Origin of the sequence: Enterobacter cloacae complex sp. SYL001, from assembly GCF_049237025.1 — a bacterium.
Lineage (GTDB): Bacteria > Pseudomonadota > Gammaproteobacteria > Enterobacterales > Enterobacteriaceae > Enterobacter > Enterobacter intestinihominis.
Genome location: NZ_JBMKJI010000018.1, coordinates 1 through 12,932, shown reverse-complemented (window position 1 = coordinate 12,932; position 12,932 = coordinate 1). Strand labels below are relative to the sequence as shown.

Below are 12,932 nucleotides of genomic sequence, written 5' to 3'. Positions count from 1 at the left end.
TCACTCCTCACAGGCGGAAAGATGATTGATCTGCGCGGGCAGCGTTTCGGCATACAGACCGGCGCGTTTGACGGCGTTGACGACCGCGCGGGGCGTAATCGTGGCGCCCGTGAACTGGTCAAACTCACCGCCATCTTTTTTCACCGCGAAAGCAGGATCGTCCTCGCCATGAATCATCTTACCGGCAAAGTGTAAAATCCAGTCGCTCAGGCGTGTTTCAATTTTGTCGCCAAGGCCCGGCGTTTCGTGATGTTCCGTCACGCGCGTACCCAGCACGGTGCCGGAAAAATCGCTGCCTACCAGCAGCTGAATTGCGCCAGAGTAACCGTCCGGCGCGGTGGCTTCCATGATGGCACCCACCGGGTTCTCGCCCTTACGGGCAATATAAACGCGGTGGCTTCCTTTACCGAGCTGCGGGGCCTGCACGACAAAGCAGCTTTTTTGCAGGTTATTATCATAGAAGTCTGATGGGATCACCTGATCGAACAACGCCTTTTGCTGCTTCATTGCCTGCTCTTCAATGGTGCTTTTCGTCAGTTCATTTACCAGCGCGGTCAGCCCGGTGAGGGCGGCGGCGAAGATCGCCAGCGTGACGCCGTGTTTTTGCATAGTCTTTAGCATGGCGTAACCCTTAGCGATGACCGTACACGCGTGGACGCGTGTAGTAGTCGATGAGCGGAACGGTGATGTTAGCCAGCAGTACGGCAAATGCCACGCCGTCCGGATAGCCACCAAAGCTGCGAATAAGCCAGACCAGCAAGCCCGCCAGCGCGCCGAAAATCAGACGACCTCGGTTGGTGGTAGAGGCGGTGACCGGATCGGTGAGAATAAAGAATGCCCCGAGCATGGTCGCGCCGGAGAGCAGATGGAGCTGTGGGCTGGCCAGTGACTCAGGTGAGATGACCCAGCCGAGCGTTGAACAGACGGCCAGCGTCACCAGGAAGCTCACCGGAATATGCCAGCGGATCGCTTTTTGTTGCAGCAGGAAGGCACCGCCCAACAGGTAGGCCAGATTGACCCACTGCCAGCCCGCACCCGCCAGTACGCCGCTGTAAATAGACGATTTCATCACCTGCTCGACGCTGTGGCCGGCACGCAGGGAGGTTTTGAAGGTATCGAGCGGGGTGGCCTGGCTGATGCCATCCACGCCCATGCGAAGCGCGTTCATATCCGCGCCCATCGCGGTGTGGCCAGTAAAGATAACGTTCAGGGCATCCATAAAGCCGGGCACCGTGGCGGCGATCTCATGCGGCGGCAGCCAGCTGGTCATCTGTACCGGGAAGGAGATCAGTAGCACCACGTAACCAATCATTGCCGGGTTAAACGGGTTATGGCCCAGCCCACCGTACAGCTGCTTGGCGATGATCACCGCAAATACCGTTCCCAATACTACCATCCACCACGGGGCGAACGGGGGAATGCTGATGGCCAGCAACAGGCCGGTCAACAGAGCGGAGTTATCGCTCAGGATGCGAGTCACCTCCATTTTGCGCAGCTTCAGGATCGCTGCTTCCGCTGCGACGGCACTGGCGCAACCCAGAACTAACTGGAAAAGCGTACCCCAGCCGAAAAACCAACACTGTACGGCAATACCTGGCAACGCGGCCAGGCACACCAGCATCATAATACGCGATGTCTGGCGCTGGTTATGGGTATAAGGGGAACTTGCAATTCTGAAAACCATTTAATCCTCGTTAACGGCTTGCTGCGCGGCTTTCTTTGCCTGAACACGCGCAATCGCGGCGGCGACTGCGGCTTTGCGTGGATCGTCGTTGGCGGCCGCAGGCCGTTCGTCCTGCTGTGCCGCTTTTCGTGCTTTGGCACGGGCGATGGCCGCTTCAACGGCGGCTTTACGTGGGTCGACAGGCGCTTCACTCTCTTCGGCAGGCTGAAGCTGTGCCGCTTTACGTGCTTTGGCGCGTGCGATAGCGGCTTCAACGGCCGCCTTGCGCGGATCGGTCGCTTCCTGTTCAACCACCACTGTCTGCTGACCGGCTTTACGGGCTTTTGCCCTGGCGATAGCCGCTTCCACCGCCGCTTTACGCGGATCTGTGTTGGCTTCCGGTTTGGCGTTTTGCGCCTTCTCCGCCTGACGTGCGCGCGCTTCGGCTTTACGCGCTTCGCGGGCGGCAATCGCTTCGCTATTGTCCGGCTTTTGGCCAGACACGATCGCTACCGGCTGAGCGGCAGTCGCGTTCTTCTCCCGCACACGGGCGAGGGCAGCGTTAATCGCATCCTGATCTTTCGCCGCAGGCTGCACGGCAGCCTGCTTATGGCGTTCCTGACGGGCTTGTTTCTCGCGCTCCAGTCGCGCCTGGCGCGCTTCAAAGCGAGCCTTCGCTTCAGCGGCACGTTTTTCTTCCATGGAGATAGCGTAGATTTCGGCTTTCTCCTGACGGAAGTACTGCACCAGCGGAATATTGCTTGGGCAGACCCAGGCACAGGCACCGCATTCAATACAGTCAGCCAGGTTATGCGCCTGGGCTTTATCGTGCAGCTGGCCTTTGCTGTACCAGTACAACTGCTGCGGCAGCAAGTCTGCCGGACACGCATCCGCGCAGGCGCTACAGCGTATACAACCTTTCTCTTCCTGCGTTTCGCCCATCTCCGTTGGGGAAGGGGCGAGCAGGCAGTTGGTAATCTTCACCACTGGCACATCCAGCCACGGCAGGGTAAAGCCCATCAGCGGGCCGCCCATAATGACCATCTGCTCGCTCCCCGGGCAGAAGTCAGCCTGTTCCAGCAGATGATGCACCGGCGTACCCAGACGCGCCCAGACGTTGCCGGGACGGGAGACGGACTCGCCGGTCAGCGTGACGACGCGTTCGGTCAATGGCTCGCCGTCAATCACCGCACGTTTTACCGCGTAGGCAGTACCCACGTTTTGCATCAGCACGCCGATGTCGGACGAACGGCCCCCGTGGGGGACCTGTTTTCCGGTCAGGATCTGCGTCAGCTGCTTCGCCCCGCCGGACGGGTATTTGGTCGGGATCACGCGCAGGGCGATATCATGGCTGTCCGCCAGTACCGCACGCAGCATCGAAATGGCCTGCGGTTTATTGTCTTCAATACCGATCAGCACTTCGCGGGGTTGCAGGATATGCGCAAGAATGCGAATACCTTCCACCACCTGCGCGGCACAGTCCTGCATCAGACGATCATCGGCGGTGATGTACGGTTCGCACTCGGCGGCGTTAATAATCAGCGTTTCGATTTTATCGCCGCCGCCGTGAAGCTTGGCGCCGGTCGGGAAGCCAGCGCCTCCAAGACCTGCTACGCCAAACTGATGAATGCGTTCAATCAGCGCTTCACGGCTGCGGGAACGGTAGTCGCTCCAGCCGTCACGATCGATCCAGCGATCTTCCCCGTCGGCTTCAATGATGACGCTCAGCTCAGACAACGCCGAGGGATGGGCAACGGTATGGGGGGCAACAGCCACCACCTTGCCCGAAGTCGGGGCATGTATCGGCAACATACGTCCACGACCAAAGGTCAGCGGCTGGCCGCGAAGGACGGTATCGCCTTCTTTCACGCACAGCTCGCCTTCCGCGCCGATGTGCTGTTTCAATGGCATCACGTAGCGGGTCGCCAGCGGAATTTGACGCAGCGGCGTACCGTTTGACTGGGTTTTCATTTCCGGGGGATGGATACCGCCGTCGAAGTCCCAGATCTTCTCTTTTCTGAAAGCAGAAAATAACTTAAGCATGTTGTTCCACAGGAATATTGCGAACCGGAATGGTCTGAAGATCCCATTTCCAGCTTTCGGTCGTCGTTTCAACCGGGCGGAGTTCTATACACTGCGTCGGGCAGGGGGCCACGCAGAGGTTACAGCCGGTGCACAGGTCCGCCACAACGGTGTGCATGGCGCGGGTTGCGCCTACAATGGCGTCGACAGGGCACGCCTGAATACATTTGGTGCAGCCGATGCAGTTGGCTTCGTCGATAACAGCAAGGGCACGAACGGGCTCCTGCGCCTGTTCATCGCCGTCGACAGGCTGCGGATCGACGTTCAGCAGGGCAGCTATTTTAAGCATGACCGCTTCGCCACCCGGCGCGCAGCGGTTGATCTTTTCTCCCTGCACGCCCACCGCCTCAGCGTAAGGACGGCAGCCAGGGTAGCCGCACTGCCCACACTGGCTCTGCGGCAAAAGCTCATCAATTTTTTCAACCACCGGATCGTCCTCTACCGCAAACCGGCGGGAGGCATAACCCAGAATGATGCCAAAGACGAGTCCCAGTACGCTGATGGACGCGATGGCAATCCAGATAGCACTCATTACAACTTCACCAGACCACTAAAGCCCATAAAGGCCAGAGACATTAAACCTGCGGTCACCAGAGCGATGGCGTTTCCGCGAAACGGCGCGGGAATATCCGCCGCTGCCAGACGCTCGCGAATCGACGCGAACAGGACCATAACAAAAGAGAAACCGACCGCCGCGGAAAAACCGTACAGCGCCGACTGCATGAAATTATGCCCAAGGTTGATGTTGAGCAGCGCCACGCCCAGCACAGCACAGTTGGTGGTGATGAGGGGCAGAAAAATACCCAACAGGCGATACAGGGCAGGGCTGGTTTTACGCACTACCATTTCGGTAAATTGCACCACCACCGCAATGACCAGAATAAAGGACAAGGTGCGCAGGTAGAGCATGTCCAGCGGGATCAGGATCCAGGTATCAATCAGCCATGCGCAAATGGAGGCCATCGTCATCACGAAGGTGGTGGCCAGCCCCATGCCCATTGCCGTCTCCAGCTTTTTGGAGACCCCCATAAACGGGCACAGGCCAAGGAACTTCACCAGTACGAAGTTATTAACCAGCACAGTTCCGACAAAGAGCAGTAAGTAATCGGTCATTATTTAGCCTGAAATAAAAGAGCCGCCTATTATCGGATAAACGACAACAGGCCACAACAGGTTAACTGTAAGGTTATTACGGGTTAACGAAGGTCTTCTTAACGCGCGTCGACCGCTTGAAATAGGGCACCAGAAGCGCCGTTGCAAGCAACGGAAAGAGTAGCTGGCGAACCGCCAGTGCGTCAGAAACTGGCGAAAAAGCGAACGCTTTGACGGCAAGCAGCACGGAGACCAGCAGCCAGATAATGTAATGTTTCGGCACGCTTTTGCGGCGTTTGAAGAAGGCGATGGTCAGCCAAAGCGTGTAGTACCACATCGCGATTGCGAAAACGAACGACACAAACCACGTCGCAATATTGAGCGCGCTCTGAGACATCAGTGTCTGGATAGCATGAGGAGTAACCAGTGCAGTGGTGTAAAGCAACAGCGCCAGCGAAGCGCTTAATAAAGCCACCAGCAGCCATGCCAGCGGGGCGATTAACCAGCCCCCAATTCTCTCTCCAGGCAATGCGGTCATACGCTCTCCCATAGTCTGCGCGAAATGTTATACAGAAATTTGCAGGGCGGAGAGTATATAACATTTCACGCCGAAGGCTACTTTCTTATACAACGTAACGCCAGACAGATTTAGGTACTTCCCCCACGTTGAACAGACGACCGCCAGAGACGAGTTCGGCGCGACGATGGTCAGCCGCGCGGTACATATTGATGATGTCCTGATTATCCGACAGCGTGTAGTTCAGATGGTCAAACAGTTTTTCCAGGCTTTCGAGGGAATTGATCTTGCGAAATTTTAATAAATAGTCCTGAACTGTCATATTAATAAGTTTCCATATAAAAGGGTAATACCCATAAAGGTAATGCGTTCGAATAATAAACGGATTAATAAAGACGTAAACTGTCCACTCGGGTAACGCGACGAAATTAGGAGTTTTCTTTGCGAAGATTCAGGCATCAGCAGATGCCTGGAAGAGAAGGGTAACCCCGTACATTACGGCTGGCAATACGTTCCATGACGTAATGTGTCACGCTTTATGACGATGCGGCTTACTTTTGTTGAGCAACAGTAACAGGCTCCGGCGGCTGGTAGTTATCGATATGGCTGGCAATGCCGAGCAACACGACTGAAACGCCAAGGACAATCCATCCCGCTAATTCAATGATTCGATTAATTATTGATGACATATTTTGTGTTTGTAATTTATCCATAAATACAGATTACAAATGTTACAGCGGCCTTTTCGACAGAGCAAGCGCTTTGGGAACGATTCCCGGGCCCCATATACACACTTTAATGCGAGGTAACAAAAAAAGCTGTCGCGAGATGCTATTTTAACTCACAGGGCACATTATTAATCTGTGCGTTAAGCACAAGGCCAGTGATAAATAAGCGCACAGCGAGGGGGCATACGATGAGTGAAAACATCCGCGTCGGTCTTATTGGCTACGGGTACGCAAGCAAAACCTTTCATGCGCCGCTGGTTGCCGGCACGCCGGGAATGGAACTGGCGGCTATCACAAGCAGCGATGAAACCAAAGTCCATGCCGACTGGCCAGCCGTGCCGGTGGTAACGGAGCCTAAGCATCTGTTTAACGATCCTAATATTGACCTTATTGTCATTCCCACCCCTAACGACACCCATTTCCCCCTGGCGAAAGCGGCGCTGGAGGCTGGCAAACATGTCGTTGTCGATAAGCCTTTTACCGTGACGTTGTCACAGGCGCGCGAGCTGGATGCGCTGGCGCGAAGCCTGGGTCGGTTATTGTCGGTCTTTCACAACCGGCGCTGGGATAGTGATTTCCTGACGATCAAAGCGCTGATAAACGAAGGCACGCTCGGCGAAATTGCTTTTTTTGAGTCTCACTTCGATCGTTATCGTCCGCAGGTGCGAGATCGCTGGCGCGAGCAGGCGGGACCGGGCAGCGGCATCTGGTATGACTTAGCGCCGCATCTTCTCGATCAGGCCGTTCATCTGTTTGGTCTGCCCGTAAGCATGACGGTCGATTTAGCGCAGCTCAGGCCGGGGGCGCAGACCACCGACTATTTCCACGCCGTTTTGAGTTATCCGCAGCGGCGCATTGTGCTGCACGGGACAATGCTTGCGGCGGCGGAATCGGCCCGTTATATCCTTCACGGGGCGCGCGGCAGCTATGTGAAGTTCGGCCTGGATCCGCAGGAAGAGCGCCTCAAAAATGGCGAACGCTTACCGCAGGAGGATTGGGGCTACGACATGCGGGACGGGGTGGTGACGCGTGCGGAGGGTGAGGTACTGGTTGAAGAGACGGTGTTGACCCAGCCTGGGAACTATCCGGCGTATTACGCCGCAATTCGTGACGCGCTGAACGGTTCAGGTGAAAATCCGGTTACGGCGAGCCAGGCAATCCAGATTATGGAGCTCATCGAGCTGGGGATCGAATCCGCCAAACATCGCGCAACGCTCTGTCTGGCATAAGTGCCAAACGCTTTCGTAGGCCGGGTAAGCGCAGCGCCACCCGGCAGTAAAGAGGACTACTGAGCAACTTTATCGCGCAGCGCCTGTTTCTCTTCAGGCGTCAGGAAGGCGATCTCCAGCCCGTTGATTTGCGCCTGACGGATCTGCTCGCGGCTCAGCCCGGCCTGCGGCGCGGCGATGTTGTATTCGTGAATAATATCCACGCCCTGAACCGCCGGATCGTCCGTGTTCAGTGAAGCCAGCACCCCGTGTTCAAGGAAGGTTTTCAGCGGGTGTTGCGCCAGCGACGCCACTGTACTGGTCTGAATATTGGAGGTCAGGCAGGATTCGATTCCAATACGTTGTTCAGCGAGGAAATCCATCAGCGCGCGATCTTCAATGGCTTTCACACCGTGACCAATACGTTCCGCACCCAGTTCACGAATGGCCTGCCAGATGCTTTCCGGCCCCGCGGCTTCGCCAGCATGAACGGTAATATGCCATCCTGCATCACGTGCGCGGTTGAAATGAGACAGGAACAGGCTGCCCGGGAAGCCCAACTCATCACCGGCCAGGTCGATGGCGGTGATCTGGTCGCGATGCGCCAGTAACGCTTCCAGCTCCTGAAGACAGGCCGCTTCACCGAAGGTACGGCTCATAATGCCGATCAAACGCGCCTGAACGTCAAAGGTTTTGCAGCCTTCACGCACGCCCTCAATGACCGCTTCAACCACGCCCGCTACGGGGAGACTGTGGGTCATCGCCATATAGCCCGGAGAGAAACGCAGTTCGACATAGTGCAGGCCGTTGCGAGCGGCATCTTCGATGTTTTCAAAGGCGACACGGCGACAGGCATCGAGCGAGGCCAGCATCTTCACGCCCCAGTCAAGCTTGCTCAGAAAACTTACCAGATCCGGCTCGTTCGACGTCACCTGGACATGGGGGATCAGGGTTTCAAGCGTTTCGGCAGGAAGCGTTAAATTGAACTGGCGACCAAGATCGAGAATAGTTTGGGCACGAATGTTCCCGTCGAGGTGGCGGTGAATATCAGTTAAAGGCAGGCGTGTATCAATCATGGTCGCACTCTTTGCTGGTTAAAGTGCGCCATATTATAAAAACAAAACGGGGGAAAAAGCTATTTGCGCAAGGGAATATTCCGTTGCGCAAATAATTTACAGCAGACTGTTGATGCCAGCGATAAGGCGCTGAACGCCCTGTTCAAGCTTACTACGCGGACAGCCAGCGTTCAGTCGCACATAGCCTTTTCCTTCATCCCCATAAGTATATCCCGGCATGATGGCCACTTTTTGTTGTTCAATCAGCACGTTTTGCAGCGTATTGTCATCAATACCGAGTGGGCTGAGATCAATCCAGGCCAGATAGGTGGCCTCTGGCGGTTGCCAGCTGAGTGTCGGAAATGCAGCATTCAGTTCGTCAGCAATGTAGCGCAGGTTTTCTTCGAGATAGGTCCGCAGCGCGTCCAGCCAGGGTTCGCCCTGCCGGTAAGCAGCAATGTGCGCGGTCAGCGCCAGCACGGAAGGGGAAGAGAGTCCGTCCCGCCCTTTTAATGCATTCAGATAGGCGTTACGGCTGTCGTCATCGGCGATAAGCCCCCAGGCGCCCGTCAGTGCCGGAATATTGAAGCTTTTGGAACCCGAGGTCAGCAGCGCCCATTTACCGCGTGCAACCTCATTCCACGGGGTATGGCGATGCGTGCCCCATACCATGTCCATATGAATTTCGTCGCTGATTACCGCCACATCATGACGGCTGCAAAGCGTTGCAATAGTGGCCAGCTCTTCCCGCGTCCAGACTTTGCCGGTTGGATTTTGCGGGCTACACAGCAGCAGAACCGTGTTTTCCGGTTTTGCCAGCGCCGCTTCCAGCGCGGCCATATTGCCGTCCCAGCCACGCGCCGTTTTCTGCATCGGCACGGAAACAACGGTACGCTGGTTGCCTTCAATGGCTTTATAAAAGGCATCGTAAGCCGGGGTATGAACCACCACACCGTCGCCAGGCGCGGACCATATGCGGATCAGCTCCGAGACCATATAAATGACCGACGGCCCATACACTACGGTTTCGGCATCAATCTGACTGTTAAAGCGTTGCCGGAACCAGTGCGCCACGGCAGCCAGAAATTCGTCATTTTTCCAGCGGCTGTAGCCAAACACGCCGTGGTTGATGCGCTGGTGCAGCGCATCGGTAATACAGGGAGCGGTGGCGAAATCCATATCAGAGATGGTGAAGGGCAGCAGGTCGGCAGCCCCAAAACGGTCAGCGACATAATCCCACTGGGTACACCAGGTGCCGTGTCGATCCACGACGGTAGAAAAATCAAACATGACGGTGCTCCGTAAAGTAAAACCCCCTCATGACGAGGGGGACGAGGCATCAGGCTTCGACGGTTCGCATCAGGGTTGCCAGCTCATCCTTCACTGACTGTACCTGCGGGCCAATGACGACCTGCAAATTGTGTTGATTTAACTGTACCACGCCGATAGCCCGGTTAGCTTTAAGTGCGTTGGTATCCACTTTGGACATGTCCGCCACCGACAAACGCAGGCGGGTGATGCAGTTATCCAGAGAGGTAATGTTATCCGCACCGCCCAGCGCCGCCAGAATAGCCGGCGTGTTATATCCGGATTTCCCAACGGTACCGGCCACTGCCTGTTCAACGCTGGTGGCCGTATCGGTATCGCGGCCAGGCGTTTTCAGGTTAAAGCGGGTGATGGCGAAGCGGAAGATCCCGTAGTAAACCGCGAACCAGATGGCGGCCACAACCGGCACCAGATACCACTTGGTGGACAGGCCGTGCAGGATACCGAATACCACGAAGTCAATCACGTTACCGTCAGTGTTACCGATGGTTACACCGAGCACAGCCATCACGGTGAAGCCCAGGCCTGTCAGTACGGCGTGGATGAGGTATAACACCGGTGCCACGAACAGGAACAGGAACTCGATAGGTTCTGTCGTACCGCCCACCACGCAGGCAATAACGCCGGAGATCAGCAGGCCTTTAATTTTATGACGATTTTCCGGACGGGCGCAGTGGTACATCGCCAGCGCAGCGCCCGGCAGGCCGCCGAGGAAGGCAGGCATTTTCCCCTGAGAGAGGAAACGCGTCGCACTTTCAGAGAAGCCGTGCGTGGTCGGGCAGCTCAGCTGGGCCTGGAAGATGGTCAGCGCGCCGCTAACGGAATGACCGCAAACGTCCATAGTGCCGCCTGCTTCAGTAAAACGGATCAGGGCAACCAGGATGTGCTGTAAACCAAATGGCAGCAGCAGACGTTCACCCGTACCGAAAATCATCGGGCCGAAATCACCCGCGCCGTTGATAATGCGGCCAATACCGGTGATCCCCATGGCAAAAACCGGCCAAATCAGAGGGATAATCAGACCAAACAGACCCATCACAACCAGCGTAATGATTGGCACAAAGCGGGTGCCGCCGAAGAAGGCCAGCGCATCGGGCAGGCGGATGTTATGAAAGCGCTCGTGCAGCATCCAGATGATCACTCCCGCGATCACGGCTCCAAGGATCCCGGTATCGATGGACTGAATTCCAATCACGCTCTGAATGTTATTGGCTTTCAGTACCGCCGCGTCGGTCGTCGGCAGGATCCCTTTGGCGGTCAGCCAGAAGTTAACCGCAAGGTTCATGACCGCATAGCCAACGAAGCCCGCAAACGCCGCCACGCCTTTGTTTTCGCGCGCCAGACCCAGAGGAATGGCGATACAGAACATCACCGGCAGGAAGCTAAAGGCAAACGATCCGACCTTGCTCATCCAGATGAATCATGATTGAAGTGATATTAATATGTTAAATCAGATAGTTAAGGTTATGCGGTTTTTCTATGGGGCATCGGTGGGGCATTTTGAGTAAATGATGCGTTCAAAATGCCCACCTGGTCATGGTTATTCTCGGTCATCCATTTACCGTAAACCGTGAATAGCATTTGCGCTGACGAATGGCCCATCTGGTGCGCAACGAAATTTGGGTTCGCTCCGGCGACCAGTGCCCAGCACGCATATGTGTTCCTGGTTTCATAAGACCGTCTTTGTCGGACGCCTGCACGACGCAGGGCAGTGCGCCAGGCTGAATTAATGGATCCGGGGACGTAGCACATCGTCTTCTTACCGTTCATTGAAGTAATGGACGGCGAGAATATAAAGGTGCATTCATCGGTTCTCTTTTTTTTGTATTCCCGTAGGCTGACGCTTACCTTGTGGGATGCCATCATTCTGGTCAGTGGCATTTGCGCCTTGAGGGCATCAATTGCTGGCTGGGTCAGCTGTATTGTTCGAATCCCGGCGTTGGTTTTTGGCAGGGTGAAGTTTCCCTTCAGGGAATAGTTCCGTGACACTGTAACAGCCCAGTTGACAGTATCCACATCCTCCCAGGATAACGCGCTTAGTTCGCCATGCCTGACGCCTGTATTTACCGCAAAAATAACCATATTCTGAAACTGGAGCGTTGGGCAGGCCGCAACCACTCTCTGATACTCATCAGAAGTGAGAGGATCTGGAATGGGTCTTTCTTTTGCGAGAGGGGTAATACCTGCCATCAGATCGGTTTTCAGGTAGCCACTTTTGAAAGCAAAGCCCAGCATCCCGCCAAGGCATGCCATATAGCTATTGACTGTAGGAACGCTTCTTCCCTTTTTGGGTGGATGATTTAGGCCATGTCTGGTCTTCTGCCAGCCGTTCAGTAGCTCCTTCCTGGCACTAAGGATATCTTCAGTGTTCAGGCTGCCGATATACCTGTGCTCACCAATTGTTTCGATAGTGGTTGTGAGGTGGCAATCGTAACGCCTCAACGTCCCGAGGCTAAGCTCCATCTCTTTAAGCCCAAGCCATTTCGATTTCAGTTCAAGTAGTGAGATTTGCTTTCTGACAGTGCTGAATTTCTCTGCGTTCGATGAATCAGGGAATTGCGAGGCATAATTGAATGTGCCTGTCTTTATCGCAAAGCAGACTGAAGCCCGAAGTTCGCCTGCCATTTTCCTGTTTTTTGGCGTGTCAGGAACGCCGAGATTTTCCCTGACACGCTTCCCCTGATATATGAACCATATGCGTAACGATTCGCCATGAACCTCTACGCCTGTTGGGTATGCTGCCATAATCATTCCTCGTTTGATGTGCCAAAGGACATTTAAGCAGATATTCTCCGGCGTTTCGCTGGGCTTTGGTGCTCGATCCAGTGGTTTATCTCATCGCGGTTATACATGATTGGGCTGTTTTGCTTAGGTGCCATATCAGGGGCAACATGGCGATAATGCTTTCCCTCCATCCAGGTAGACCGGCGGGCATGCTGAATCATGTGCTTTGACATGCCGGTTGTCGCAGTTAAAAGTTCCTCTGTGACCCATTTATTCGGTACCAACTGAATAATGTCGCTCATGGTTTTCTCCAGGCAAAAAGAAGCCGCCCGTAGGCGGCAATAACATCAAGGGATGTGAGGCAGTGCTTTCGCACCCAATAGCCAGCTCATAACTGGCTATCAGTTGCGTCAGTCGTCTTCATCTTCGTCTGTAGTGGTCAACTAAAACTGGCCACGGCTTTAGATTTTTTCCAGTATCGGTTTTCCGATTCGTTTGGCGGTAACCCACCGTTATAGTCATGCGGCCTGAGCGAGC

General features: G+C 55.2%; 13 protein-coding genes and 1 pseudogene. 1 reads left to right on the top strand and 13 read right to left on the bottom strand.

What is annotated here, in order from left to right; genetic code table 11:
• The 8 genes from rsxG to blr form a co-directional block, all read right to left on the bottom strand.
• Positions 1–621 (bottom strand): electron transport complex subunit RsxG, encoded by a 621-nt coding sequence (gene rsxG / locus ACOTZP_RS15890; protein ID WP_022647917.1) that lies wholly within the window; start codon positions 619–621, stop codon positions 1–3.
• Between the two features lie 10 nt (positions 622–631).
• Positions 632–1,684 carry an electron transport complex subunit RsxD gene (gene rsxD, locus ACOTZP_RS15885; RefSeq protein ID WP_022647918.1) on the bottom strand — a complete coding sequence of 351 codons (1,053 nt, stop codon included), beginning with the start codon at positions 1,682–1,684 and terminating at the stop codon, positions 632–634.
• Positions 1,685–3,706 (bottom strand): electron transport complex subunit RsxC, encoded by a 2,022-nt coding sequence (rsxC, locus tag ACOTZP_RS15880; protein ID WP_271075302.1) that lies wholly within the window; start codon positions 3,704–3,706, stop codon positions 1,685–1,687.
• Positions 3,699–4,277: an electron transport complex subunit RsxB gene (gene rsxB / locus ACOTZP_RS15875; RefSeq protein ID WP_015570664.1), complete on the bottom strand. Its 579-nt coding sequence runs from the start codon at positions 4,275–4,277 to the stop codon at positions 3,699–3,701. The genes rsxC and rsxB overlap by 8 nt, the downstream gene beginning before the upstream one ends.
• The gene (rsxA, locus tag ACOTZP_RS15870) at positions 4,277–4,858 is read right to left on the bottom strand and encodes an electron transport complex subunit RsxA (RefSeq protein WP_022647920.1); all 582 of its coding nucleotides are present in this window, start codon (positions 4,856–4,858) and stop codon (positions 4,277–4,279) included. Before rsxA ends, rsxB begins: the two co-directional genes overlap by 1 nt.
• 76 nt (positions 4,859–4,934) lie before the next feature.
• A complete protein-coding gene (locus ACOTZP_RS15865) occupies positions 4,935–5,375 on the bottom strand; it encodes a DUF2569 domain-containing protein (protein ID WP_015570663.1) in 441 nt (146 codons plus the stop codon).
• Between the two features lie 85 nt (positions 5,376–5,460).
• Complete coding sequence (gene ydgT / locus ACOTZP_RS15860) at positions 5,461–5,676, bottom strand: transcription modulator YdgT (RefSeq protein WP_000217941.1); 216 nt, start codon at positions 5,674–5,676, stop codon at positions 5,461–5,463.
• A 229-nt stretch (positions 5,677–5,905) separates the two neighbouring features.
• Positions 5,906–6,031, bottom strand: coding sequence for a division septum protein Blr (gene blr, locus ACOTZP_RS15855; protein ID WP_151884424.1), 126 nt, complete (start codon positions 6,029–6,031; stop codon positions 5,906–5,908).
• Between the two features lie 239 nt (positions 6,032–6,270).
• Between blr and ACOTZP_RS15850 the strand changes: the two genes are divergently transcribed.
• Complete coding sequence (locus ACOTZP_RS15850; protein ID WP_271075301.1) at positions 6,271–7,311, top strand: oxidoreductase; 1,041 nt, start codon at positions 6,271–6,273, stop codon at positions 7,309–7,311.
• Between the two features lie 56 nt (positions 7,312–7,367).
• Here ACOTZP_RS15850 and add read toward each other — a convergent pair whose 3' ends face one another.
• The 5 genes and pseudogenes from add to ACOTZP_RS15825 form a co-directional block, all read right to left on the bottom strand.
• Complete coding sequence (add, locus tag ACOTZP_RS15845; RefSeq protein WP_022647922.1) at positions 7,368–8,366, bottom strand: adenosine deaminase; 999 nt, start codon at positions 8,364–8,366, stop codon at positions 7,368–7,370.
• Positions 8,367–8,462: 96 nt separating this feature from the next.
• Positions 8,463–9,635, bottom strand: a complete 1,173-nt coding sequence (locus tag ACOTZP_RS15840) for a MalY/PatB family protein (RefSeq protein WP_271075300.1) — start codon at positions 9,633–9,635, stop codon at positions 8,463–8,465.
• Positions 9,636–9,684: 49 nt separating this feature from the next.
• Positions 9,685–11,091: pseudogene (malX, locus tag ACOTZP_RS15835) on the bottom strand (maltose/glucose-specific PTS transporter subunit IIBC); the annotation flags it as partial.
• 44 nt (positions 11,092–11,135) lie between these two features.
• Positions 11,136–12,416, bottom strand: coding sequence for an Arm DNA-binding domain-containing protein (locus tag ACOTZP_RS15830; protein WP_421633754.1), 1,281 nt, complete (start codon positions 12,414–12,416; stop codon positions 11,136–11,138).
• A 32-nt stretch (positions 12,417–12,448) separates the two neighbouring features.
• The gene (locus tag ACOTZP_RS15825; RefSeq protein WP_022650951.1) at positions 12,449–12,697 is read right to left on the bottom strand and encodes an excisionase family protein; all 249 of its coding nucleotides are present in this window, start codon (positions 12,695–12,697) and stop codon (positions 12,449–12,451) included.
• Positions 12,698–12,932: the final 235 nt, after the last annotated feature.

Coding starts and splice junctions, on each gene's coding strand:
- rsxG (WP_022647917.1), bottom strand. CDS start 621: ATGCTAAAGACTATGCAAAAACACGGCGTCACGCTGGCGATCTTCGCC.
- rsxD (WP_022647918.1), bottom strand. CDS start 1,684: ATGGTTTTCAGAATTGCAAGTTCCCCTTATACCCATAACCAGCGCCAG.
- rsxC (WP_271075302.1), bottom strand. CDS start 3,706: ATGCTTAAGTTATTTTCTGCTTTCAGAAAAGAGAAGATCTGGGACTTC.
- rsxB (WP_015570664.1), bottom strand. CDS start 4,277: ATGAGTGCTATCTGGATTGCCATCGCGTCCATCAGCGTACTGGGACTC.
- rsxA (WP_022647920.1), bottom strand. CDS start 4,858: ATGACCGATTACTTACTGCTCTTTGTCGGAACTGTGCTGGTTAATAAC.
- ACOTZP_RS15865 (WP_015570663.1), bottom strand. CDS start 5,375: ATGACCGCATTGCCTGGAGAGAGAATTGGGGGCTGGTTAATCGCCCCG.
- ydgT (WP_000217941.1), bottom strand. CDS start 5,676: ATGACAGTTCAGGACTATTTATTAAAATTTCGCAAGATCAATTCCCTC.
- ACOTZP_RS15850 (WP_271075301.1), top strand. CDS start 6,271: ATGAGTGAAAACATCCGCGTCGGTCTTATTGGCTACGGGTACGCAAGC.
- add (WP_022647922.1), bottom strand. CDS start 8,366: ATGATTGATACACGCCTGCCTTTAACTGATATTCACCGCCACCTCGAC.
- ACOTZP_RS15840 (WP_271075300.1), bottom strand. CDS start 9,635: ATGTTTGATTTTTCTACCGTCGTGGATCGACACGGCACCTGGTGTACC.
- ACOTZP_RS15830 (WP_421633754.1), bottom strand. CDS start 12,416: ATGGCAGCATACCCAACAGGCGTAGAGGTTCATGGCGAATCGTTACGC.
- ACOTZP_RS15825 (WP_022650951.1), bottom strand. CDS start 12,697: ATGAGCGACATTATTCAGTTGGTACCGAATAAATGGGTCACAGAGGAA.